Here is a 23,324-nt window from a genome sequence, read left to right as displayed (position 1 = left end):
CAAAGACCCGGAGAGGGACTGGATATGAATATTTCCAGATTTTTTGTCGACCGGCCGGTATTCGCTGCCGTGCTTTCGGTCCTGATTGTGGTGGCAGGCCTACTCGGCATGCGCGCCCTGCCGATTTCGGAATATCCCGAAGTCGTTCCGCCATCCGTCGTCGTGCGCGCCACCTATCCCGGTGCGAACCCGACCGTTATTGCCGAAACCGTCGCGACACCGCTGGAAGAACAGATCAACGGCGTCGAGGACATGCTCTATATGGGAAGCCAGGCGACGTCCGATGGCGTGCTGACGCTGACCGTGACCTTCAAGCTGGGCACCGACCCAGACAAGGCGCAGCAGCTGGTGCAGAACCGCGTGTCGCAGGCCGAACCGCGCTTGCCGGCGGAAGTGCGCGCACTCGGCATCACCACCGTCAAGAGCTCGCCCGACTTCATCATGGTCGTCAACCTCGTCTCCAAGACCGACGCCTATGACATCACTTATCTGCGTAACTATGCGACGCTGAACGTCAAGGATCGCCTCGCCCGCATCGAAGGTGTCGGCCAGGTGCAGGTCTTCGGCGCTGGTGACTATTCCATGCGCGTCTGGCTCGACCCGCAGAAGGTGGCAGAGCATGATCTGGCCGCCAGCGACGTTTCCGACGCCATCCGCCAGCAGAACGTGCAGGCCGCAGCCGGCGTCATCGGCGCCTCGCCAAGCCCCAATGGCGTCGACCTGCAACTCAACGTCAATGCGCAGGGCCGTCTGACGACGCCGGAGGAATTCGGCAACATCATCGTCAAGAGCGGCGCGAACGGTGAAATCACCCGCCTGCGCGATGTCGCCCGCATCGAACTCGGTGCGGCCGATTACACACTGCGCTCGCTGCTCGACGGCGAACCCGCCGTGGCTGTCGCGGTGCTTCAGGCCCCCGGCTCCAACGCCATTGAAATCGCCGACAATGTCCGCGCCACGATGGACAATCTGCAATTGGCAATGCCCGATGGCGTGAAATACGAAATCGTCTACGACACGACGAAATTCGTGCGCTCCTCCATCGAGAAGGTCGTCGATACACTCCTCGAGGCCGTTGGCCTCGTGGTGCTCGTCGTCATCCTCTTCCTGCAGACCTGGCGCGCATCGATCATTCCGCTGATCGCGGTTCCGGTCTCGATCATCGGCACCTTCGCCGTCATGTATGCCTTCGGCTTCTCCATCAACGCGTTGACCCTGTTCGGTCTCGTGCTCGCCATCGGCATCGTGGTGGATGACGCCATCGTTGTCGTCGAAAACGTCGAGCGAAATATCGAAAACGGGCTCTCGCCGCGTGACGCCACCTATAAGGCCATGCGCGAAGTCTCCGGCCCGATCATCGCGATTGCGCTGGTTCTGGTCGCGGTCTTCGTGCCGCTTGCCTTCATCTCCGGCCTGTCCGGCCAGTTCTACCGGCAGTTCGCGCTGACGATTGCGATCTCCACCGTCATTTCGGCCATCAACTCGCTGACGCTGTCGCCCGCTCTTGCAGCCCTGCTGCTGAAGGAACACGGCGCACCGAAAGACTGGCTGACCCGCTTCATGGATAAAATCCTCGGCTGGTTCTTCCGCGGCTTCAACCGCGCCTTCGGTGCGGCCTCCAACGGCTACGGCAAGACCGTGGGCGGGCTGGTGACGCGCAAGAGCCTTGTCATGATGGTCTATATGGCGCTGGTGGCCGCCACCTACGGCATGTTCACCACCGTCCCGAGCGGCTTCGTGCCGGCGCAGGACAAGCAGTACCTGATCGGCTTCGCCCAGCTTCCGGACGGCGCAACGCTTGACCGCACGGAAAGCGTCATCAAGCGGATGAGCGACATTGCGCTCGAAACACCCGGCGTCAGCCACGCCATCGCCTTCCCCGGCCTGTCGATCAACGGCTTCACCATCGGCTCCAATTCCGGCATCGTCTTTGCGGTTCTCGATGACTTCGAAGAGCGCAAGACACCGGAACTGTCCGGCGGCGCCATCGCCATGCAGCTGAACCAGAAATATGCGGGCATTCAGGATGCCTTCATCGCCATGTTCCCGCCGCCGCCGGTCAACGGTCTCGGCCAGACGGGCGGCTTCAAGCTGCAGATCGAAGACCGCGCCGGCTACGGCTATCAGACGCTGGATGAAGCGACGAAGGCCGTGATCGGCAAGGCCTATCAAACGCCGGAACTCGCGGGCATCTTCTCCAGCTACCAGATCAACGTGCCGCAGCTCTTCGCCGATCTCGACCGCGCCAAGGCGGAACAGCTGGGCGTTTCAGTCAGCGACGTCTTCCAGACGCTGCAGATCTATCTGGGCTCGCTCTATGTCAACGACTTCAATGCTTTCGGACGGACCTACAGCGTGCGGGTTCAGGCGGATTCCCAGTTCCGCGCCCATGCCGAAGATATCGGTCGCCTGAAGGTTCGCTCCGCATCGGGTCAGATGATCCCGCTGTCGACGCTCTTGAAGGTAAATGCGACGACGGGGCCGGAGCGCACCAACCGTTATAACGGCTTCCTTGCGGCCGATATCAACGGCGGTCCGGCGCCGGGCTTCTCCTCTGGACAGGCACAGGCGGCGATTGAAAAAATCCTTGCCGAAACCCTGCCCGCAGGCGTCGACTACGAATGGACGGACCTGACCTACCAGCAGATTCTGGCCGGCAATTCCAGCATCGTGGTCTTCCCCTTGGCGCTGCTGCTCGTCTATCTCGTGCTCGCCGCGCAATATGAAAGCCTCACCTTGCCGATTGCGATCATCCTGATCGTCCCGCTCGGTGTGCTTGCGGCCCTCACGGGTGTCTGGCTGACGGGAGGGGATAACAACATCTTTACGCAGATCGGCCTTGTCGTCCTTGTCGGTCTCTCGGCGAAAAACGCGATCCTGATCGTGGAATTCGCCCGGGAGCTGGAATTCGAAGGACGAACGCCGCTTCAGGCGGCCATCGAGGCAAGCCGGCTTCGCCTGCGCCCGATCCTGATGACCTCCCTCGCCTTCATCATGGGCGTGGTGCCGCTGGTCGTCTCCACCGGTGCAGGTGCGGAAATGCGTGCGGCCATGGGTGTCGCGGTGTTCTCCGGCATGATCGGCGTAACGTTCTTCGGCATCTTCATGACACCGGTCTTCTACGTGCTGGTGCGCAGGCTGGCGGGCAATCGTCCGCTCATCCAGCACAAGCAGGACGAACCGGCCAATTCGGACTACAAGCTCGAAAAGGCCGGCTGAGACCGCACTCCCATCCACCGCCACCTTCGACGCAAGCCCGCCGCGCATCCCCCGATGCGCGGCGTTTTTTATGACACAAAACGTTCATGCGGGTTTTCTGAAATAGAATCAGTTTCAAATACTTACACGGCAACACTAGATAATTTAAGCGGCATCGGAGGCGTCAGAAATGCAATATATCCAGCCATATTGATGAACATCAAAAGAAACAATTCTATTTTATGCTTTGTATTTTGTGGTATTTTTAAAGAACAGGGTGATTCGGACTAAATGATTTAGTTCAGGGGCGACATGATGGAGCAGGACTACGAAAACTGGGCAACGACCGTTGCCTATTCGATAGTGATGCATGAGGGTCTCGATCTCGCGCTTGCCGCGCAAAATCTCGACAGAGGCAAGACCCGAAATAATCGCGAGCGGCTGATGGAAGCCATTCGCACATCGTTGCTTGAAGCGCGCTCGCGCAGCCACATGACGGTGGCGCAACGGGTCTAATCCGGCCTTTTTGGCGCCTTTATGCGGCACACCACGCCGCAACGCGATCAGGCCGGCAGCAGGTCGGTCCGCACTGCGGCCTTCAGCGGCAGATGATCCGAGGCGATGCGCGCCAGCGCGCTGTCATGCGCCTCCACCTGCTCGATCAGCCCTTCACGATTGGCGATGATCCTGTCGAGCGCCAGCACCGGCAGGTTGGACGGAAAACTCGGCACCGCCGGCGGCAAAGCGCCAAAAGCATCCCGGAACGTATTGAGCGACGACCCGTTGCCGAGACGCCATTCGTTCAGGTCTCCCATGAGGATGGTCGCGCATTCGTTGCGTGCTTCGAGAAGGCTGATCAACGCTTTCGCCTGCTGGGCGCGGGAATGTCTGAGAAGCCCGAAATGGGCGGCGATGACCCGCAGCGTGCCGCCCCGCTTTAGATCCAGCTCCACGACGAGCGCGCCGCGCGGCTCCAGCCCCGGCAATTTCAGCGTATGCACATCCCTGACCGCGCCTTCCTTGAACAGCACGACATTGCCGTGCCAGCCATGCGCCTTCACGCCGGCCTGCACGGGCACGGGAATGAGGCCGCTTTCCCGCTCCAGCCGCGCGAGATCGAGCAGACCGGTACGCTCGCCGAAACGGCTGTCCGCTTCCTGAAGGGCGATGATGTCAGCGCCGATTTCCTGAATGACGCGGCTGGTGCGATCGGGATCGAACTTGCGGTCGCGGCCGACGCATTTATGCACATTGTAGGAGGCGATGACCGGAAAGGAATGATCTTTCGTCGCTGGCGCCGCATTCTGGCGCTGGCGACGGTCGCGCAGCGACTGCATGACGAAGGCGGACAGGCTGGTGTTTTTCGTCAAAGCCGTTTTTTCATCATCCAGCAAACCGTTCTTTTTCACGCGTCGATGCCTCCGGTCTCGCGCAGCGCCCTGTTGGACGCACCGCACTCTAAAGATAAGGCGAAGCGAGCCACAGGACACGCTCCACAAAACGGACAACGAATGGCCGCGCATTCAGTTCGCTGAGCCGCACCGGCAAGGCGGTTGCCCGTGCATCCCGGATGCGCTCGCCGATTGTCGCCGCGAATTCCTCATCCATAACTTCGAGATCGATCTCAAAGTTCAATCGCAGCGAACGCGGATCGAGATTGGAAGAGCCAATGTAGCTCCAGCGCCCGTCGATCACCAGAAGCTTGGAGTGATTGAAAGCCCCCGTCGCCCGCCAGATGCGGCAGTAATTCCTCAACATCTGGTCGAACTGCGCCGTCATCGCCCTGTCCACAAGCACCAGATTATTGCTTTTCGGCACGATGATATCGACAACAACTCCCCGTCTTGCTGCGGTTATGAGCGCCGAAATAAGCTCCCGATCGGGGAGAAAATAGGGCGACATGATGAGAATGGAGGAGCGCGCGACGGAAAACGCACCCATCAGCATCTTGTGACTGGTCTCGATACTTTTATCCGGCCCGGAGGAGCAGACGCGGGCAACGATCTGCGAACCCGGCACACCATCGGGAATGGCGATATCCCAGAGGGGCGTGTCCAGCAGTTCCTTCGTCGTGAAACGCCAGTCCTCCGCCGCGATGGAGAAAAAATCCGATACGACCGGCCCGGTGATCTTGAAATGCGTGTCGTGCGACTGGCTTTCGCCGCCGAATTCCTGGGTGAACCCCTCACGGATATTCATGCCGCCACTGAACGCGATGCGGCCGTCCACCACGAGGATCTTGCGGTGGGTGCGCAGATTGGCATAGGGCAGCCGCAGCCCCATGATGACATTGCCGTTGAAGACGTCGCAGACGATGCCCTTTTCCCTGAGCGTCGGCAGGATGCTCGGCACCGAATAACGCGCGCCCACCGCATCCACCAGCACCCGCACCTCCACGCCGCGGAACTTCGCCCTTTCGAGCGCCGCGACAAAGCGGGCGCCGATCCGGTCATTGTCGAAAATATATGTTTCGAGAATGATCGACCGCTTCGCCTCGTTGATGGCCCCCAGCATGGCGGCATAGGCGGCATCCCCCGTCACCAGCGGCTCTATGCCGTTGCCTGTCGTCAGCGCATGGCGCGTCACCCGGTCGCCCAGCGTCTTCATCGCCTCGAAACGGCGTCCGAAGCGCGCAGCGATCATGTCGCCGCTCGCATCCAGACGCGCCACGCGATCCATGATCTCGTCCTGCATGAAGGACCGCTGCTGCGTGATGTTGGACCGGCGAATGCGGTTGATGCCGGCAATGGCATAGATGACCGCGCCGACGACGGGCGACAGCACGATGACGCCGACCCAACCGAGCGCGGAGCGGACCTCCTCCTTCGTCATCGTGGCATGCACGGCCGCCACGCTTCCCATCAAAATCGAGAGAACGGCAAGGATATGCGGCCAATAGGCAATGACGAGATCGAGCATGGTACAACTATAGAGTACTTCGGCAATCTCGCAATGACAGGCAGGCAGCGCTGGCAGAGACAAAGAACCTGACCGCGCCATGCTTTTGCGGGACAGACCCTTGCGGGATTAACGGTGGAAACCGGCCTTGCGATATGTCATGAGAGCGCATCTTGATCTTTGGGCAGTGGCAGGGCGAGGTGCACTTGCGGGCTTTCTGCCTTGTTTGAAAGCAAGAAGGCCGTGATGCAGGAAAATACACAGGGCGCCGTCATCGTCATTTCCAGCCATGTCATGCGTGGCTCCGTCGGCAATCGCGCCGCTGTCTTTGCGCTGGAGACCCTCGGTTATCCCGTCTGGGCGGTGCCCACAATCGTCATGCCCTGGCATCCCGGCCACGGCCCTTCCACCCGGATGCGCTTTCAGGACGACGATTTCGACAAGGCGATGACCGACCTCGAAAACGCCAAATGGATCGGCGAGGTCAAGGCTGTTCTGACCGGTTATTTCGGTAGTGCGGCGCAGGTTCGCTCCACCGCACGGCTGATCCGCAATCTGAAGGAAAAGAACCCGTCGCTGATTTACGCCTGCGATCCGGTCATGGGCGATCTGGGCGGGCTTTACATTCCGCTCGAGACCGCGGAAGCCATCCGCGATCACCTCATCCCGCTTGCCACTGTCGCCACGCCGAACCGTTATGAACTCGCCTGGATGAGCGGCGCGGAGCTCGAGACCAACAATGCCATCATGGATGCCGCGCTTGCGCTGGGCCCGCCGAAAATGCTGGTCACCTCGGCCGTGCCGATGATGACGGGCGGCACCGGCAATCTTTATCTCAGCGGCCGCCACGCGCTGCTTGCCGAACATCGTGCCATTGAGAATGCGCCGAACGGTCTCGGCGACCTGATGTCGGCGCTGTTCCTCGCCCGCCTGCTGGAAGGCATGGATGACGAAAAGGCGCTGCAGCTCGCGACCGCCAGCGTGTTCGAAATTCTGGCCCGCACCAAAAAACGCGAGATGAACGAACTGACGCTGGAGACGGACTCTTCCAGCCTCTCCACACCCATGGCGATGGTGCAGATGCGTCATCTCTTGCATCCTTCGCGCAGCAAGCGCAAATAGCGGCTAGAGCATTTCCAGGAAAAGTGGCCCTCGGTTTTCCGTCCGGAAATGCGACAAACAAGGAGTTGGAGCGATTTCGCGGTTCGAAGAAAAACGAAAATGCTCCAAAGGATTGGTCTTCAACGCACCGAGTTCTTTTCTTGATCTCGGTCCAACCACAACGGTACTGCGATAGATGAAAGATTTTCCGGAAAACCTTCTCAACGGCTACAAGAACTTCATGAACGGTCGCTATGTCGACGAGCGCGAAAGATACCGCGTTCTGGCCGACACCGGACAGAAGCCGCAGACCCTGTTCATTGCCTGTTGTGACTCCCGCTCCGCGCCGGAAACCATTTTCGACTGCGGACCGGGAGAGCTTTTCGTCGTCCGCAACGTCGCCAACATGGTGCCGCCCTTCGAGCCGGACGGGCAGTACCACGCCACCTCGGCGGCCATCGAATATGCCGTTCAGGTTCTGAAGGTGAAGGATATCGTCGTCATGGGCCACGGCCGCTGCGGCGGCATTCAGGCTGCTCTCGACCCCAATCTCGAGCCGCTGTCGCCCGGCGATTTCATCGGCAAATGGATGAACATGGTCAAGTCGGCCGCCTCGCAAATCCAGAGCAACGACGTGATGACAGCTTCCGAGCGGCAGACGGCACTGGAACGTGTTTCCATCCGCAACTCCATCGCCAACCTGCGCGGTTTCCCCTTCGTCAAGGCACAGGAAACCGCCGGTAAGGTGAAGCTGCACGGCGCATGGTTCGATATTTCGACCGGCGAATTGTGGGTTATGGACGGCAAGACGGGTGATTTCCGTCGCCCGGATCTGTGATTGGCAGGTAATAGCTACCGGCCAAATTCAACGCTCGTCACCCCGGACTAGATCCGGGGTCCAGCGCGATCAAGTCCTTGATCGCCAAAGACTCTTTCACGGCGCGGACGCGCCGTGACTGGATGCCGGATCATCCTCGGGCTTGTTCCGGGGACCGGCATGACGGAAGTGGGAATTCGCGCTTGGAAAGCAGCCTTATTGGCCGTCAATCGCCTTGCCGATGAAGGCAATCGCCTGCTGGTAGACGCTTGCTGCGTTCCAGCCCTGGATGGCGGCGTAGTTTGCCTGTCCCTGCTGGTAACCGGCGCCACGCTGCCAGCCATGGCCGACAAGGAAGTTCGCGGTGGAAGCCAGCGCATCGGCACGCGAACCGACGAGATCGATACGGCCGTCGCGGTCGAAATCAACGCCGTAACGCACGACGTTCAGCGGCAGGAACTGCGTCTGGCCGATTTCACCATGGGCCGCACCCTTGGCGTTGACGTTCAGCGAACCGCTGCCGACGAGCTTCAGAGCTGCATAAAGCTGCTCGGTGAAATAATCCGAACGACGGCAATCGAAGGAGAGCGTCGCCACGGCGGAAAGCGTGTGCTGGTTGCCCATGAAGCCACCAAAGCCGGTTTCCATGCCCCAGATGGCGAGCAGCGGACCGGCCGGCACGCCATAGGCGCGCTCGATGGAAGCAAAGAGAGCAGCATTGTTCTTCTTCATGGTCTTGCCGCGCGAAATGATCGTCTGACCGCCGCGCTTCTGCATGAATTGTTCGAAGGAAAGCTTGAAGCTGTGCTGGCCGCGGTCTGCGCGGATCGTCGCCTGGTTGTAGGAGACGCCGGAGAAAGCACGGTCGAGCACCGAGGCGCTGACGCCGCGGCCCGCCGCTTCCTGCTTGAAGGCGCCGACCCAGGCATCGAAGCCCGCCGAAGTGTTGCCGCATTGCGCAGCCATAACCGGCGTCGCTGCCAGAACCGAAACCATGGCCACACCAGCCAGAATTACCTTCATTGCCCGCATCAAAATCTGCCTTCGATATCCTTTGGGGAATTTTTCCCGAGAACCAAACCGTCAATACTGTATGATTCAGGTGCCAAAACTGTCTTTTGGCGGCCTAAATTGCCTTTCGGCAGCAAGGCCTGCAAATAAACTGGCCGTGATCGTCGCCAATTATGAAACCCGCCTGCCCCACACAGAACAGACGGGTTATACTTAACGAACCTTAAAAAATCGTATCGTGGATCAGGCAGCCGCCTTGCGGGGCTTGATGAAACCACGATTGATCAACAGTTCGGCGATCTGGACGGCGTTGAGAGCCGCACCCTTGCGCAGATTGTCGGAAACAACCCACAGGTTGAGGCCGTTTTCGACCGTCGCATCTTCGCGGATGCGCGAGATATAGGTCGCGTCCTCACCGGCGGATTCAACCGGGGTGATGTAGCCGCCGTTTTCGCGCTTGTCGATCACGAGGCAACCCGGCGCTTCGCGCAGGATGTCGCGCGCCTGATCGGCGGTGATCTCGTTTTCGAACTCGATATTGACCGATTCCGAATGGCCGATGAAGACCGGAACGCGCACGGCCGTGCAGGTTACCTTGATCTTCGGATCGAGCATCTTCTTGGTTTCGGCCAGAACCTTCCACTCTTCCTTGGTGTAGCCGTCTTCCATGAAGACGTCGATATGCGGAATGACGTTGAAGGCGATGCGCTTGGTGAACTTCTTGGCTTCCACCGGATCAGCGACGAACACGGCGCGGGTCTGCTGGAACAGCTCGTCCATGCCTTCCTTGCCGGCGCCGGACACCGACTGGTAGGTGGAAACGACGACGCGCTTGATCTTGGCGAAGTCATGCAGCGGCTTCAGCGCGACGACGAGCTGTGCCGTGGAGCAATTGGGGTTGGCGATGATGTTCTTCTTGGTGAAGCCGGCAACCGCATCGGCATTGACTTCCGGAACGATCAGCGGAACGTCCTGATCGTAGCGCCATGCGGACGAGTTGTCGATGACAACGCAGCCCTGCTGGCCGATCTTCGGCGACCACTTCTTGGAAACATCGCCGCCGGCCGACATCAGGCAAATATCCGTGTCGGAAAAATCGTAGTTTTCGAGGTTGGAAACCTTCAGCGTGCGGTCGCCATAGGAGACTTCCGTGCCCTGCGAGCGGGCGGAAGCAAGCGGCACGACTTCATCGGCGGGGAAACCGCGTTCGGCCAGGATATTGAGCATTTCGCGACCGACGTTGCCGGTGGCGCCTGCAATTGCAACTTTGAAACCCATGATCAAGCTCTCTTTCTGTCTCTCCTCTTTTTGGTGAGGTGGGAACCCGCATCAGATCGCGGCTTCCTCGATCCCCAGCCAAACCGGGGAGAGAGCGGTGGCCAGAGACGTTAGACGGTTTTAATCGTCGTTTTGGCCGTAATTCGGGTAGAATGAGAAAGGCGCGGATCATCGCCGGCGGATTGTGCCGGTCCTTCCATGACGAACATGTCTGCAACATGCATGCGCAAGGTGATGCTCCTTCTTCGCGAGAAGCTATTAGAAGGTTTCTCGGTTGTGTCAAGAAAAAAGGCGCGTTTGGAGGCGTCTTGCGCAGGCCGTAAAATCGGCCTCGCGACATTTTCGGGACGCCTTGCATTAGACTAAAGTCATAATCCGAAAGCATCGCTCTTATTGCAGTTAATTTTCTGTCACTCTGACACTCCGCGCATTGCACCCTTATGGGGAGTCCGGAGGAGAGAGATGGGCTCCGCAATGCGCCAATTGGGACATCTGTGGAGGACAGACAATGGCAGATATTGCAGCCGTGAGCGGCGCCGCCCGTCCAATGACGGGTGAAGAGAAGAAGGTGATTTTCGCCTCTTCTCTCGGAACAGTCTTCGAATGGTACGATTTCTATCTGTACGGCTCGCTGGCGATCTATATCGGCGCGAACTTCTTCAGCCAATATCCGGAAACGACACGCAACATTTTTGCGCTGCTGGCCTTCGCCGCCGGCTTCCTCGTGCGCCCCTTCGGCGCGCTGGTATTCGGCCGTCTGGGCGACATTGTCGGCCGCAAATATACCTTCCTCATCACCATCCTCATCATGGGCGTTTCGACCTTCCTCGTCGGCGTCCTGCCCGGCGCATCGCAGATCGGCATTGCCGCTCCGATCATCCTGATCGTTCTGCGCATGCTGCAGGGCCTGGCGCTCGGCGGTGAATATGGCGGTGCGGCAACCTACGTCGCCGAACATGCACCGAACGGCCGCAGGGGCTATTACACCTCATGGATCCAGACGACGGCGACGCTCGGCCTGTTCCTGTCGCTGGTGGTCATTCTCGGCGTGCAGTTCGCACTCGGCAAGGAAGCCTTCGCCGCCTGGGGCTGGCGCATTCCCTTCCTCGTCTCCGTTCTGCTGCTCGGCGTATCGGTCTGGATTCGTCTGAAAATGAACGAATCTCCGGCCTTCAAGAAAATGAAGGAAGAAGGCAAGACATCCAAGGCGCCGCTCAGCGAAGCCTTCGGCCAGTGGAAGAACGCCAAGATTGCGCTCATCGCGCTTGTCGGCGCCGTCATCGGCCAGGCCGTTGTCTGGTATACGGGCCAGTTCTACGCGCTGTTCTTCCTGCAGAGCATCCTGAAGGTCGACGGCCAGTCCGCCAACATCATGGTGGCGGCAGCACTCATCCTCGGCACCAGCTTCTTCGTCATCTTCGGCTGGCTTTCCGACAAGATCGGCCGCAAGCCGATCATCATGGCCGGTCTCATCCTTGCCATGCTGACCTACTTCCCGCTGTTCAAGGCACTGACATGGGCCGGCAACCCGGCGCTGGCGCAAGCCCAGTCCACCGTTCGCGCCACCGTGACCGCAGCCCCCGGCGACTGCAAGTTCCAGTTCAACCCGACCGGCACGGCGAAATTCACCACATCCTGCGATATCGCCACCTCGTTCCTGACACGCAACTCCGTGCCTTACGACGTGGTTGCGGGCACAGCCGGCCAGCCGGCCACCGTGAAGATCGGCGATGCCACCATTACCAGCTATGACGCCGTCGCCGCCGGTGCGGATGCGGCAGCCAAGGACAAGGCCTTCCAGAAGCAGGTCAACATGGCGCTTCACGATGGCGGCTACCCGCTGGTGCGCGGCGCGGCGCAGGTGCCGGACGCGAAACTGGATGCCTTCATTGCCGCAAATCCGGAGCTTAACCTCAATGCGGAGGCCGTTCGCGCTGCCGACAAGAAGATGGTCGCGACCGACAAGCTGGTGGCGGACAAGCTGCTGACACCGGCAGAAGCCGCAGGTGCGGCGGAAATGGCCGTCTACACCGTAGCCGGCGGCGGCACCTTCTCCATGGTGGCCGATCCGGCCGCCGTGAACTGGGTCGTCATCATCGCAGTCCTGACCGTTCTCGTCATCTACGTGACGATGGTCTACGGCCCGATCGCGGCCCTGCTGGTCGAACTGTTCCCGACCCGCATCCGCTACTCCGGCATGTCGCTGCCATACCACATCGGCAACGGCTGGTTCGGCGGTCTTCTGCCCGCCACCGCCTTTGCGATGAGCGCGGCGAAAGGCGACATCTATTACGGCCTCTGGTACCCGATCATCTTCGCAGGCATCACACTGGTCGTCGGCCTGCTGTTCCTGCCGGAAACCAAGGATCGCGATATCCACGCCATGGATTGAGCCATACCCTGTTCGACATTTTCGGAACCCGGCGCTGAAGCGCCGGGTTCTTTTATTGCGCGGTACGTCCGCATATCGAACAAGACTGTCGCAGCGGGCTGTCATTCCGTCGCAGGCAAGACAAAATCAATATGGAGACAAAGCCCCCCTGAATAGGTTATGACCCCCCTATATTATCAGGCAGAGGGAGAGCCATTTTGAGAATCGGGACACCTAAGGAATTATATGAGGGCGAGGCGCGCGTCGGCATGACGCCCGACAGCGCCCAGGCATTGCAGAAACTCGGATATGATTGCATTCTCGAAACCGGAGCAGGCAAGGCGGCGGGTTTTTCCGACGACGCCTATCGCGCAGCCGGTGTAACGATCGTCGACAGCGCCGATGCGCTTTACGCCGGTTCCGACATCATCGCCAAGGTTCGTCAGCCGGAAACGTCGGAGATTGATCGCCTGTCTTCGGACAAGACGCTGATCTCGTTCTTCTATCCCGCTCAGAACAAGGACCTTCTGGAGCAGGCGAAGGAAAAGGGCGCAAATGTCATCGCCATGGACATGGTGCCGCGCATTTCCCGCGCCCAGAAAATGGACGCCCTGTCCTCCATGGCCAATATCGCCGGTTATCGCGCGGTCATCGAGGCCGGCAATAATTTCGGCCGCTTCTTCACCGGTCAGGTCACCGCCGCCGGCAAGGTGCCGCCCGCCAAAGTTCTGGTCATCGGCGCAGGCGTTGCCGGTCTTGCCGCCATCGGCACGGCCACATCGCTCGGCGCCATCACTTATGCCTTCGACGTTCGCCCGGAAGTGGCCGAACAAATCGAATCCATGGGCGCCGAATTCGTCTATCTCGATTTCGCCGACCAGCAGCAGGATGGCGCGGCCACCGGCGGTTATGCCGCCCCCTCCTCGCCGGAATTCCGCGAGAAGCAGCTCGAAAAATTCCGCGAACTCGCGCCGCAGATCGATATCGTCATTACCACGGCGCTCATTCCGGGCCGCGACGCCCCGAAACTGTGGCTCGCCGACATGGTGGCGATGATGAAGCCGGGTTCGGTCATCGTCGACCTCGCTGCCGAACGCGGCGGCAATTGCGACCTCACGGTTCCCGACCAGCGCGTCGTTTCCGACAATGGCGTCATCGTCATCGGCTATACGGATTTCCCGAGCCGTATGGCCACGCAGGCCTCGACGCTCTATTCCACCAACATCCGCCACATGATGACCGATCTGACGCCCGCAAAGGACGGCAAGCCGGTTCACAACATGGAAGACGACGTCATCCGCGGTGCGACGGTCACCTATCAGGGTGAAATCACTTATCCCCCGCCGCCGCCGAAAATTCAGGCGATTGCCGCGCAGAAGCCGAAGGAAAGAGCAAAAGAACTCACGCCTGAGGAAAAGCACGCCAAGGAACACGCGGACTTCAAGGCGCAGACGAAAAGCCAGGTCGGCCTGCTCGCCGTCGGTACAGCGATCCTGCTTCTGGTGGGCGCTTTCGCACCGGCAAGCTTCATGAGCCACTTTATCGTTTTCGTGCTGGCCTGCTTCGTCGGTTTCCAGGTCATCTGGAATGTCAGCCATTCGCTGCACACGCCGCTGATGGCGGTGACGAACGCGATTTCCGGCATCGTCATCATCGGCGCATTGCTGCAGATCGGTTCCGGCAACTGGCTGGTGGTGATCCTCGCCTCGCTTTCCGTCCTGATCGCGACGATCAACATCGTCGGCGGTTTCCTCGTGACACGGCGCATGCTCGCCATGTTCCAGAAGTCCTGAGCCGTGTAGGGGACATTCAATGACCATTGGCATCGTTTCCGCGGCCTATGTTGCCGCAGCCGTTCTTTTCATCCTTTCTCTTGGTGGCCTTTCCGGACAGGAAAGCGCCAAACGCGCCGTCTGGTACGGCATTGTCGGCATGGGTCTCGCCATCGTCGCCACCGTCTTCGGCCCTGAAATCAGCAAGGGCGTCGGGCAGTGGCTCGTGGTGCTGCTGATGCTGGCGGGCGGCTCCGTTCTCGGCTACTTCGTCGCAAGCCGCGTGCAGATGACCGAAATGCCGCAGCTTGTTGCAGCCCTTCACTCCTTCGTCGGCCTCGCCGCCGTCTTCATCGGCTTCAACGCCCATATCGAGGAAGCGCATGTCGCCTCGCTCGATGAAACCGCGCGTTCCCTGCTGACGGGCTTTTCCGCCATCCTGGCGCACAAGACGCCGGTTGAACTGGCGATCATGAAGGTCGAGGTTTTCCTCGGCGTCTTCATCGGTGCAGTCACCTTCACTGGCTCCGTCGTCGCCTTCGGCAAGCTTGCCGGCAAGGTGGACGGCAAGGCGAAGAAACTGCCGGGCGGACATTTGCTCAATGCCGGCGCTGCGATCCTGTCGCTCGTGCTGCTCATCATGTATTGCAACGGCGCCGGCGCTTGGACGCTGGTGCTGATGACGCTGGCCGCCTTCTTCATCGGTTATCACCTGATCATGGGCATCGGCGGCGCCGACATGCCTGTCGTCGTTTCGATGCTGAACAGCTATTCCGGCTGGGCGGCCGCAGCCATCGGCTTCACGCTCGGCAACGATCTGCTGATCGTCACCGGTGCGCTGGTCGGCTCCTCGGGTGCGATCCTCTCCTACATCATGTGCAAGGCGATGAACCGCTCCTTCATCTCGGTCATCCTCGGCGGCTTCGGCGGTACGACGGGCCCGGCGATGGAAATCGAGGGCGAGCAGGTGGCGATCGACGCCGAAGGCGTGGCGGCCGCGCTGAATGACGCCGACAGCGTCATCATCGTTCCCGGCTACGGCATGGCGGTGGCGCAGGCGCAGGCGGCTGTCTCCGAACTGACCCGAAAGCTGCGCGCCGACGGCAAAACCGTGCGCTTCGCCATCCACCCGGTCGCAGGCCGTCTTCCCGGCCACATGAACGTGCTGCTGGCCGAGGCCAAGGTGCCTTACGACATCGTGCTGGAAATGGACGAAATCAACGACGACTTCCCCAATACCGACGTCGTCATCGTCATCGGCTCCAACGACATCGTCAATCCGGCCGCCCAGGACGATCCGAACTCGCCGATTGCCGGCATGCCGGTTCTGGAAGTGTGGAAGTCCAAACTGGTCATCGTCTCGAAGCGCGGCCAGGGCACGGGTTACTCCGGTATCGAGAACCCGCTGTTCTACAAAGACAATACCCGCATGTTCTACGGCGACGCCAAGAAGTCGATCAACGATCTTCTGCCGCTGATCAAGTAAATGAAAAGGGCGTTTCCGGGAGGCCGGAAACGCCTTCGAATTTCGGAGAAACGACGATACGTTTCGTCCGGGGTGACGGTGTACGGATGCTACGGCCGCGCCAAACGGAACCGTTTCGCGGGACTTTGTCGATAGACTGCCGCCACTTCCAACTTTCAAAAGACCGCGCTCAAAGCACCCGGTAACGCCGGTTGAAATACATCAGCGCTTCATCGCCCGCATTGATCTTCATATCTACAACCTCGCAGATCAGAATATCATGCGTGCCGCCGTCATGCGCCTCACGGATGCGGCAGTCGAAAGAGACAAGCGCGTCCTCCAGAACCGGCGCGCCGGTTTCAAGCACACCCCAGCTCCCGGCAGCGAAACGCTCTTCCGCCGGCGTCTTGCCGCCGAAAAGCGTGCTCAGCACCTCGTGATGGGCGGCGAGCGTGTTGACGCAGACGACGCCATTGGCCTTCACCACCCTGTAAGCGGAAGAATTGCGGTTGAGGCAGATAAGAAGGGTGGGCGGGTTGTCGGAAACGCTGCAAACCGCTGTCGCTGCAAAGCCTGCACGGCCTGCCGCCCCGTCCGTGGTGACGATATTGACCGCCGCACCGAGCCGCGCCATGGCGTTTCTATAATCGAGGCTGCGCTGCTGTGCAGTCTTCGTCTCCATTTCCGCTTCCTTTTCAAGAGACATCATCTGCATCTAACCCATCCTTCCTTAACAGGCCATCAAGCCAGCACACAGGCGTCATCAAAGCCAAGACGCGGCAGGCGGCCAAAGAGCTTAGACGGATCGCCATAACCGAGATTGATCAGGAAATTGGATTTCCACGTCGTGCCGGCAAAAAACGCCGCATCCACTTTGCCTTTATCGAAACCGGACATCGCCCCGGTATCAAGTCCCAACGAGCGGGCTGCTAGGATGAGATAGCCCGCCTGCAAAGTGGCATTGCGGAAGGCCGTTTCCTCGGCCACGGCCGGGCTGGAGGTGAACCACGAACGGGCATCGGCATGCGGAAACAGCATCGGCAGTTTTTCGTAAAATTCGCGGTCGATGGCGGCAATCACGGTGACGGGTGCTGCCATGGTCTTTTCAAGATTACCCGACGAAAGCGCCGGCCGCAGTTTTTCTTTCGCTTCCTGGCTGCGCACGAACACGAAACGCCCCGGCGAGCAATTGGCTGAGGTCGGACCCATCTTCGTCAGATCGTAAAGCTCTCTCAGCGTCTCGTCGCCGACCGGCTTGTCAGCCCAGCCATTGTGGGTGCGCGCCGCGGTGAAAAGTGCTGCAAGTGCCTTGTCGTCGAGTGCTGTGGTCATTGTCCTAAAAATCCCGTCAGAATGTTCGTGTTGCCGGTAGCAGAAACTGCAAAAGCCGAGCATTGAAAAGGTCAGCTTCAGTAATATTGACCGCATGCGCCCCGAAATCGAGAAGGCAGAGTTCCCCCTGCGGCAAACCCTCAGCGAGACGCACGGAGCGAGTGTAGGGCACCAGAAGATCGTCTTTCGTGCCCACCACCAGAACCGGATTGCCGATCTCGCCAAGGCGACTATCGACGTCAAAGGCCCTCAGTGCCGCGATGCGCCGAAGCACATTCCCCTTGCCCTGAAAATGCGCGACGCCATGGGCATCGTCCCGCGCCAGCCGCTCCTGATGGTCCGACATCCAGGCGGCCGGATAAAGAAACAGCGGCTGGGCTTTCACGAAAGCCTCAACGCCGGATTTCTCCAGAAGCTCGATCCGCACATCGAAGCAGCGCCCGGAATGCGGATCCGCCTTGCTCCAGGCATTGATGAGAACGAGCCTGTCGATAAGGCCGGGCCTGCGCAGCGCGATATCGAGGCCGATCAGACCGCCAAGCGCATGACCCATGAAGTGGAATTTCTCGAGGGTCAGCGCCGAGACGATTTCCAGCACATCATCCGCCATCGCCGATATGCCGCCCTCCAGCGGCACCTCACCGCCGGTCCTGCCGGTTCCGCGATGGTCGTAGGTGACGATCCGGAAATGATCGGCAAGGGCTTCGATCTGCGGCGTCCAATAGGCGCCCGATCCGCCCAGCCCCGATGACAGCAGGATGGTGGGCGCCTCAGGATCAGTCCGGCCATGAACCTCGAAATGCATCATCTGCCGTTTCGCCCTATTTGCCGATATGGGCGACGGTGGCGATTTCCACCAGCGCGTCTGGCTTTACGAGGCCGCACTGGATGCAATAACGCGCCGGCTTGTCGCCGGGGAAATATTCGGCATAGACCGTGTTGACGGCCTGGTAATTCGCCCAGTCGGTGATGAAGATATGGTTCATCGTCACGTCCTCCATCGTGCCGCCGGCGGTTTCGATGACGGACTTGATGGTTTCGAGAACATGGCGGGTCTGGGCGCTCGCATCGCCCACATGCACGACATTATTGTCCTTGTCGAAGGGCAGCGTGCCGGAAACGTAAACCACGCCATCGGCAAGGGTTCCCGGCGAAAAGGGAGCGATGGGTTTGCTGGTGCCAACAGGTACGATGATCTTTTTCGGCATTTCGTTCTCCTCTTTGTTTTTCTCAATCAATCGGTGACGGGTGCGGCCTGCGAGATGACACCGCAGAAATCATTGACGGTGGCGACCCAGCCGAAAAACTTCTCGACATTGTAGACCGTCGCCTGCTGGATATAGTCCGGCCCGAGATGATGGGTGGCATCCTCCAGCATCACCCCGAAATATTCGAGATGGAAGGCGTCGCGCAGCGAGCTTTCCACGCAGACATTGGTGGCAATGCCGACAAAGACCAGATTGCGAATGCCGCGGGCGCGCAGCACGCTGTCCATATTGGTATTGAAGAAACCGCTGTATCGCGTCTTCGGCACCAGAATATCGCCGGGCTGCGGCTGCAACTCGTCGACGATGGCATAATCCCACGTGCCTTTGGCCAAGAGCTGGCCCTGCAGTTCCGGCCTTTTGCGCATGGTCTTCAAGGCATTGGATTTGTGCCAGTTGGGCGAGCCCGGCCCGCCCGCCTCGACGTAGTCCTTGTCCCAGCCATTCTGGAAATAGATGACCTGAACGCCTGCCGCCCGCGCCGCATCCAGCGTCTTCTTGATGTTGGCGATGGTGCCCTTGGCCCCGGAAATATCGAAACCGGCCAGATCGACATAACCGCCCTCGGTCGAATAGGCGTTCTGCATGTCGACCACGACAACGGCGGTCTCGCTGGGTTTCAGGGTGATCGGCTCCGGCCTTGCGGGAAGCGTCACGCTTTCCGAACGGCTTTCCGGCCCCTTGTAACCCGCCACGACGGCTTCACTCATTCCGCAGCCTCCAGTGCAGCCTGAACATGCGCGCGGCTCTTCATCAGCGGCTGCACATATTTGCCGAATTTCTCGACGCCTTCGAGGAAATCATCAAAGGTCAGCATCACGCCGCCCGTTCCCGGCACTTCGCTCATCTCGTCCAGCATCGCCGCCACTTCCTCATAGGAGCCGATCAGCGTTCCCATGTTGATGTTGACCGCCGAGACGGGATTGGACATGTGGCGAACATTGGTGTCGGAGCCGGATTTGGTGTCGACAGCGCTTTGCAGGCCGAGCCACTTGATCGCATCCTCATCTGCACCGGCCTTATAGTGCTCCCATTTCGCCCAGGCATCTTCGGATTTTTCCTCGGCAAGGATCATGGTCAGCACGACGGACTTAACCTCTCGACCGGTCTTTTCCGTTGCCGCCAGAAGCCGCTCATTGGTGGGCGCAAAGGCCTTTGGCGTGTTGACGCCGACACCGAAGCAGAAGCTGTAATCGGCGAACTTGGCCGAAAACGCCATGCCGGAATTGGAAGAGCCGGCGCAGATGAGTTTGACGTCGCCCTGCGGCACCGGCTTCATACGGCAATCCTCCATCTGGAAGAACTTGCCCTTGTAGTCCGACTGGCCCTCCGTCAGCAATTCCTTGAGGACTGTCGTATATTCGCCGAGATATTCATAACGATCACCGAAATAATCGTCGCCCGGCCAGAGCCCCATCTGGCTATATTCCGGCCGCTGCCAGCCGGTAATAAGATTGATGCCGAAACGGCCGCCGGAAATGGAATCGATGGTCGTCGCCATGCGGGCAACGATGGCCGGCGGCATGACCAGCGTTGCGGCCGTGCCGAACAGCTTGATCTTGGAGGTGACAGCGGCAAGGCCCGCCATCAGCGTGAAGGATTCCAGATTATAGTCCCAGAACTCGGTCTTGCCGCCAAAGCCGCGCAGCTTGATCATCGAGAGCGCGAAGTCGAAACCATATTGCTCCGCCTTCAAAGTGATGGCCTTGTTCAGGTCGAAGCTCGGTTTGTATTGCGGCGCGTTTTCTGACAGCAGCCAACCATTGTTCCCGATCGGGATAAAAACACCAACTTCCATCTTGCTGTTCCCTTTTTTGCATCAGGTGTCTCCTGACTTGGCAAAAGAGTAGCAGGTTCTGTGCCAGACCAAATAAAATAATTTTATCAAATGGATAAAATTTTGGAGGCGAATTATTTTTACCAAAAGATAAAAATTTTATCATTCGATAAAATTATTTGCCTGTTTATTCGGCAAATATCGAACGCAATCTGCGGGAAATGGGCGGCTCTTATATCGGTCGCGGAGCGTTGCGCGGCATCCCAAAACCTCCCTCCGTCATGCCGGCCTTGAGCCGGCATCCAGCCACGGCGCGTCTGCGCCGTGAGAGGAGCCTTTCGCGATCAAGGACTTGATCGCACTGGACCCCGGTTCAAGTCCGGGGTGACGGTGCAGGGATTTTACGACTCAATCGAACACACACGTGCCACGGGGCACGTCTGCGCGATGAGAACAAGAATCGCAAAGCTATGCCGAAATCTCAGGCGAGGCGTTGCCGCGCATAGGCATGCACGGCCCGGAAAGCGGCTTCCGCACCGGCGATGACCCGCTCTTCCTCTTCGACCGTCAGCGAAATCTCATCGAGAGCGGCGGTGAAAGTGCGCCAGTGCAGGCCGCGCCCTTCCGGAGCGCCGGCCAGATGGCGCGCGCCGAAGTCTTCATTCAGACCAAGCTTGGCCGCATCCTTCAGCAGGAAAGCAGCGCCCAGATTGGAGCCTTCAACCACATAAAGCCAACCCATGGCCTCCGGCAGATCGAACGGCATTTCACCGGTGAAGCGCGGCTCGGCGGTTTCGGGAATGGCAAGACCGAGATCGGCAAGGTCCTGCTCGATCATGGAGAGACGGCGGCGGCCCTTGAGATCAGGAAGCAGGCCATCGAGCGTCGCATTGGAAAAGAAGACATCGAGGTCACGATGGAAAAGATATTGCGTTTCCACGAATTTGCCGAAGTTCTCCCGGCTCTCGAACGGCTTCGATGCCATGATGAAGGCATCGAGATCGCCATGCGCGCCGCGCGTCGCAGCTTTCAGGCGCTTGACGCGGCTCTGCTCAATGTCTGCTACAGGCGCTGACGGCTCCGCAATGGTCATGATGATGGTCCCTTTATCCCTAATATTCAGATTGCTGATAAAAATCTTTACTCCAACAGTCAAATTTTATTTTCGCATTTATCCGCTCGCCCTGCAAAGAGCATAAGCCCGCTGTCGCCACGGTAAAGCAGCCTCCCTGCCCCTGTACAACCCTTCCATCCCAACGCCTCGCAGCATTGCCGCTCAACGCACGACGAAGCGAATTCCCCGATCCCCGTCTTCCGAACAATCAAACTACAATTACCTCTTTACAACTAACATGTCAGCGCGTTATCAATGCGCAATCACCTTCGAGGAGCATCTTACTTGACCCAGAAATTTGGCCTTTCGGCAGCCCTGACCACTCCTTTCAAAAAGGACGGAACGGTCGATATCGACGCCATGATCGCCCATGCCAGACGCTGCCTTGAAAATGGCTGCGACAGCGTGACACTCTTCGGCACCACGGGCGAAGGATGCTCCGTCGGCAGCCGTGAACGGCAGGTCATTCTTTCCCGCTTCATCGAGGCCGGCGTTGCGCCTTCCCGTCTGGTCACCGGCGTTCTGGTGGATTCCATCGAGGACGCCGCCGACCAGTCGGCGGAGGCCCTGAAGGCCGGCGCCCGCAATATTCTTCTCACACCACCCTCCTATTTCAAGAATGTCGGCGATGACGGCCTGTTTGCCTGGTTCTCGGCGGTGTTCGAAAAAATCGGCAAGGATGCACGCGACATTCTCGTCTACAACATCCCTTCCGTGACCATGGTGACATTGTCGGTCGAGCTGGTTGGACGGCTGAAAAAGGCATTCCCCGGCATCGTCACCGGCGTCAAGGATTCCTCCGGCAACTGGAGCCATACCGAGCGCCTGCTGAAAGAACATGGCGATCTCGCCATCCTGATAGGCGATGAGCGCGATCTGGCGAAGGGTGTTCGCCTCGGCGGTCAGGGCGCGATCTCCGGCGTCGCCAATTTCCTGACACAGGAAGTCCGTGCGATGGCCGTTGACGGCAAGGACGACAAGCGCGTCGAAGATCTTGTTGTGGAACTTCTGAAATTCCCGGTTACACCAGCGGTCAAGGTGCTGGTATCACACACGACAGGAGAAAATATCTGGTCGGACGTGCGCGCACCGCTCGTCGCCATTTCACCGGAGGGCCGGCGGCAGATCGAAGGCGCGTTCGATGCGCTGTTTCGCAAACAGGCCGCCTGAACAGACCTTGAAAGGTTGAGCATGGAAGATACCGGCGAACAGACATTGCGGGAACGGGCGTATGAGAGCTTTACGCATCACCTTCTCTCGCGCGACGTTCGCCCGGGACAATTCATCTCGCAACGCCGCCTCGTGGAACTGACCGGCTTGCCGCTCGGCGCGATCCGGGAGGCGATTCCGCGGCTGGAGGCGGAAGGGCTGATCAAGACCGTGCCGCAACGGGGGTTGCAGGTCGCCCATATCGACATCAACCTCATCCGCGAGGCGTTCCAGTTCCGCATCTTTCTCGAAAAGGAGGCTGTCGCGCTTTTTACCCGCTCGGCCTCCGACGAGGCAATCGCAAAGCTTTTAAAACAGCATCGCGACATTGCCGAAGCGGCTGAAAATGGCGGGGAATCGCCGGAACTGGACGAGCATGCGCAGCAGGTGGACTGGGGCATGCACGATGCCTTCATCGATGCGCTCGGCAATTCGATCATCTCGAACGCCTACCGGGTCAATTCCATCAAGATGCGCCTTATCAATCAGGAGCGCTTCCGCATCGCCGGCCACGTAAAGTCGGTGATGAAGGAACATCTCGCCATTCTCGAGGCCATCGAGAGGCGATCCGTCGAAGACGCCGTGGAGCGGCTGACCGCCCATATCCGCAACGCAAGGGACAGGGCGCTGGCGGTTTAAGGCAATTCCGGCAGGAACTGAAGAGGTTCTGCGCCGGGATTGCAGGAAAATAAGCAACAAGCCGGGGTGAGGAGAAT

Annotated in this window: 20 protein-coding genes; 9 read left to right on the top strand and 11 right to left on the bottom strand. The window is 59.5% G+C overall.

Annotation, left to right across the window (positions count from 1 at the left end):
* Positions 1–24: 24 nt before the first annotated feature.
* Positions 25–3,219, top strand: a complete 3,195-nt coding sequence (locus PIB16_RS23195) for an efflux RND transporter permease subunit (RefSeq protein ID WP_271046407.1) — start codon at positions 25–27, stop codon at positions 3,217–3,219.
* A gap of 291 nt (positions 3,220–3,510) precedes the next feature.
* Positions 3,511–3,714: a hypothetical protein gene (locus PIB16_RS23190; protein WP_065655566.1), complete on the top strand. Its 204-nt coding sequence runs from the start codon at positions 3,511–3,513 to the stop codon at positions 3,712–3,714.
* Positions 3,715–3,761: 47 nt separating this feature from the next.
* Here the strand turns inward: PIB16_RS23190 and PIB16_RS23185 are convergent, their stop codons facing one another.
* Positions 3,762–4,607: an endonuclease/exonuclease/phosphatase family protein gene (locus PIB16_RS23185; protein ID WP_078051654.1), complete on the bottom strand. Its 846-nt coding sequence runs from the start codon at positions 4,605–4,607 to the stop codon at positions 3,762–3,764.
* A 49-nt stretch (positions 4,608–4,656) separates the two neighbouring features.
* Complete coding sequence (locus tag PIB16_RS23180) at positions 4,657–6,117, bottom strand: phospholipase D-like domain-containing protein (protein ID WP_271046414.1); 1,461 nt, start codon at positions 6,115–6,117, stop codon at positions 4,657–4,659.
* 225 nt (positions 6,118–6,342) lie between these two features.
* Here PIB16_RS23180 and pdxY point away from each other — a divergent pair, with 225 nt between their 5' ends.
* Complete coding sequence (gene pdxY, locus PIB16_RS23175; protein WP_078051917.1) at positions 6,343–7,218, top strand: pyridoxal kinase PdxY; 876 nt, start codon at positions 6,343–6,345, stop codon at positions 7,216–7,218.
* 175 nt (positions 7,219–7,393) lie between these two features.
* The gene (locus PIB16_RS23170; RefSeq protein ID WP_065655570.1) at positions 7,394–8,035 is read left to right on the top strand and encodes a carbonic anhydrase; all 642 of its coding nucleotides are present in this window, start codon (positions 7,394–7,396) and stop codon (positions 8,033–8,035) included.
* A gap of 195 nt (positions 8,036–8,230) precedes the next feature.
* Here PIB16_RS23170 and PIB16_RS23165 read toward each other — a convergent pair whose 3' ends face one another.
* Positions 8,231–9,046: a lytic murein transglycosylase gene (locus PIB16_RS23165; RefSeq protein WP_078051652.1), complete on the bottom strand. Its 816-nt coding sequence runs from the start codon at positions 9,044–9,046 to the stop codon at positions 8,231–8,233.
* 222 nt (positions 9,047–9,268) lie between these two features.
* On the bottom strand, positions 9,269–10,303 hold the full coding sequence (locus PIB16_RS23160; protein ID WP_003522626.1) for an aspartate-semialdehyde dehydrogenase: 1,035 nt from the start codon (positions 10,301–10,303) through the stop codon (positions 9,269–9,271).
* 508 nt (positions 10,304–10,811) lie between these two features.
* On the opposite strand from PIB16_RS23160, the gene PIB16_RS23155 reads away from it, so the two are divergent.
* From PIB16_RS23155 to PIB16_RS23145, 3 genes are all read left to right on the top strand, one after another.
* Positions 10,812–12,695: an MFS transporter gene (locus PIB16_RS23155; RefSeq protein ID WP_161987856.1), complete on the top strand. Its 1,884-nt coding sequence runs from the start codon at positions 10,812–10,814 to the stop codon at positions 12,693–12,695.
* A 197-nt stretch (positions 12,696–12,892) separates the two neighbouring features.
* Positions 12,893–14,467 (top strand): Re/Si-specific NAD(P)(+) transhydrogenase subunit alpha, encoded by a 1,575-nt coding sequence (locus PIB16_RS23150; protein ID WP_271046406.1) that lies wholly within the window; start codon positions 12,893–12,895, stop codon positions 14,465–14,467.
* 19 nt (positions 14,468–14,486) lie between these two features.
* Positions 14,487–15,932: an NAD(P)(+) transhydrogenase (Re/Si-specific) subunit beta gene (locus PIB16_RS23145; RefSeq protein ID WP_003522629.1), complete on the top strand. Its 1,446-nt coding sequence runs from the start codon at positions 14,487–14,489 to the stop codon at positions 15,930–15,932.
* 169 nt (positions 15,933–16,101) lie between these two features.
* On the opposite strand, the gene rutF is transcribed toward PIB16_RS23145, so the two are convergent.
* The 7 genes from rutF to PIB16_RS23110 form a co-directional block, all read right to left on the bottom strand.
* Positions 16,102–16,626: an NADH-dependent FMN reductase RutF gene (gene rutF / locus PIB16_RS23140; RefSeq protein WP_080789835.1), complete on the bottom strand. Its 525-nt coding sequence runs from the start codon at positions 16,624–16,626 to the stop codon at positions 16,102–16,104.
* A gap of 26 nt (positions 16,627–16,652) precedes the next feature.
* Entirely contained in the window at positions 16,653–17,243 is a 591-nt protein-coding gene (locus tag PIB16_RS23135; protein ID WP_125145444.1) for a malonic semialdehyde reductase, read from the bottom strand.
* A gap of 16 nt (positions 17,244–17,259) precedes the next feature.
* The gene (gene rutD, locus PIB16_RS23130) at positions 17,260–18,051 is read right to left on the bottom strand and encodes a pyrimidine utilization protein D (protein WP_271046405.1); all 792 of its coding nucleotides are present in this window, start codon (positions 18,049–18,051) and stop codon (positions 17,260–17,262) included.
* Positions 18,052–18,064: 13 nt separating this feature from the next.
* Positions 18,065–18,451, bottom strand: coding sequence for a pyrimidine utilization protein C (gene rutC / locus PIB16_RS23125; protein WP_004443491.1), 387 nt, complete (start codon positions 18,449–18,451; stop codon positions 18,065–18,067).
* A gap of 26 nt (positions 18,452–18,477) precedes the next feature.
* Positions 18,478–19,218 (bottom strand): pyrimidine utilization protein B, encoded by a 741-nt coding sequence (gene rutB, locus PIB16_RS23120; protein ID WP_060723695.1) that lies wholly within the window; start codon positions 19,216–19,218, stop codon positions 18,478–18,480.
* The gene (rutA, locus tag PIB16_RS23115; RefSeq protein ID WP_142844954.1) at positions 19,215–20,306 is read right to left on the bottom strand and encodes a pyrimidine utilization protein A; all 1,092 of its coding nucleotides are present in this window, start codon (positions 20,304–20,306) and stop codon (positions 19,215–19,217) included. The genes rutB and rutA overlap by 4 nt, the downstream gene beginning before the upstream one ends.
* A 460-nt stretch (positions 20,307–20,766) precedes the next feature.
* On the bottom strand, positions 20,767–21,378 hold the full coding sequence (locus PIB16_RS23110) for a biliverdin-producing heme oxygenase (protein WP_078051649.1): 612 nt from the start codon (positions 21,376–21,378) through the stop codon (positions 20,767–20,769).
* Positions 21,379–21,684: 306 nt separating this feature from the next.
* On the opposite strand from PIB16_RS23110, the gene PIB16_RS23105 reads away from it, so the two are divergent.
* Both PIB16_RS23105 and PIB16_RS23100 read left to right on the top strand, forming a co-directional pair.
* The gene (locus PIB16_RS23105) at positions 21,685–22,569 is read left to right on the top strand and encodes a dihydrodipicolinate synthase family protein (RefSeq protein WP_271046404.1); all 885 of its coding nucleotides are present in this window, start codon (positions 21,685–21,687) and stop codon (positions 22,567–22,569) included.
* A 21-nt stretch (positions 22,570–22,590) separates the two neighbouring features.
* Positions 22,591–23,247 (top strand): GntR family transcriptional regulator, encoded by a 657-nt coding sequence (locus PIB16_RS23100; RefSeq protein WP_065655581.1) that lies wholly within the window; start codon positions 22,591–22,593, stop codon positions 23,245–23,247.
* Positions 23,248–23,324: the final 77 nt, after the last annotated feature.

The organism is Agrobacterium sp. ST15.13.015, assembly GCF_027871645.1.
In the GTDB taxonomy this organism is placed as follows: Bacteria; Pseudomonadota; Alphaproteobacteria; order Rhizobiales; family Rhizobiaceae; genus Agrobacterium; species Agrobacterium leguminum.
The sequence above is the reverse complement of the archived record's forward strand: the minus strand, read 5'-3'. Positions and strand labels throughout refer to the sequence as shown.

Bases quoted from the DNA above. Each gene is read 5' to 3' on its own strand.
- PIB16_RS23195 (WP_271046407.1), top strand. From the start codon at position 25: ATGAATATTTCCAGATTTTTTGTCGACCGGCCGGTATTCGCTGCCGTG.
- PIB16_RS23190 (WP_065655566.1), top strand. From the start codon at position 3,511: ATGATGGAGCAGGACTACGAAAACTGGGCAACGACCGTTGCCTATTCG.
- PIB16_RS23180 (WP_271046414.1), bottom strand. From the start codon at position 6,117: ATGCTCGATCTCGTCATTGCCTATTGGCCGCATATCCTTGCCGTTCTC.
- pdxY (WP_078051917.1), top strand. From the start codon at position 6,343: ATGCAGGAAAATACACAGGGCGCCGTCATCGTCATTTCCAGCCATGTC.
- PIB16_RS23170 (WP_065655570.1), top strand. From the start codon at position 7,394: ATGAAAGATTTTCCGGAAAACCTTCTCAACGGCTACAAGAACTTCATG.
- PIB16_RS23165 (WP_078051652.1), bottom strand. From the start codon at position 9,046: ATGCGGGCAATGAAGGTAATTCTGGCTGGTGTGGCCATGGTTTCGGTT.
- PIB16_RS23160 (WP_003522626.1), bottom strand. From the start codon at position 10,303: ATGGGTTTCAAAGTTGCAATTGCAGGCGCCACCGGCAACGTCGGTCGC.
- PIB16_RS23155 (WP_161987856.1), top strand. From the start codon at position 10,812: ATGGCAGATATTGCAGCCGTGAGCGGCGCCGCCCGTCCAATGACGGGT.
- PIB16_RS23145 (WP_003522629.1), top strand. From the start codon at position 14,487: ATGACCATTGGCATCGTTTCCGCGGCCTATGTTGCCGCAGCCGTTCTT.
- rutF (WP_080789835.1), bottom strand. From the start codon at position 16,626: ATGCAGATGATGTCTCTTGAAAAGGAAGCGGAAATGGAGACGAAGACT.
- PIB16_RS23135 (WP_125145444.1), bottom strand. From the start codon at position 17,243: ATGACCACAGCACTCGACGACAAGGCACTTGCAGCACTTTTCACCGCG.
- rutD (WP_271046405.1), bottom strand. From the start codon at position 18,051: ATGATGCATTTCGAGGTTCATGGCCGGACTGATCCTGAGGCGCCCACC.
- rutC (WP_004443491.1), bottom strand. From the start codon at position 18,451: ATGCCGAAAAAGATCATCGTACCTGTTGGCACCAGCAAACCCATCGCT.
- rutB (WP_060723695.1), bottom strand. From the start codon at position 19,218: ATGAGTGAAGCCGTCGTGGCGGGTTACAAGGGGCCGGAAAGCCGTTCG.
- rutA (WP_142844954.1), bottom strand. From the start codon at position 20,306: ATGGAAGTTGGTGTTTTTATCCCGATCGGGAACAATGGTTGGCTGCTG.
- PIB16_RS23110 (WP_078051649.1), bottom strand. From the start codon at position 21,378: ATGACCATTGCGGAGCCGTCAGCGCCTGTAGCAGACATTGAGCAGAGC.
- PIB16_RS23100 (WP_065655581.1), top strand. From the start codon at position 22,591: ATGGAAGATACCGGCGAACAGACATTGCGGGAACGGGCGTATGAGAGC.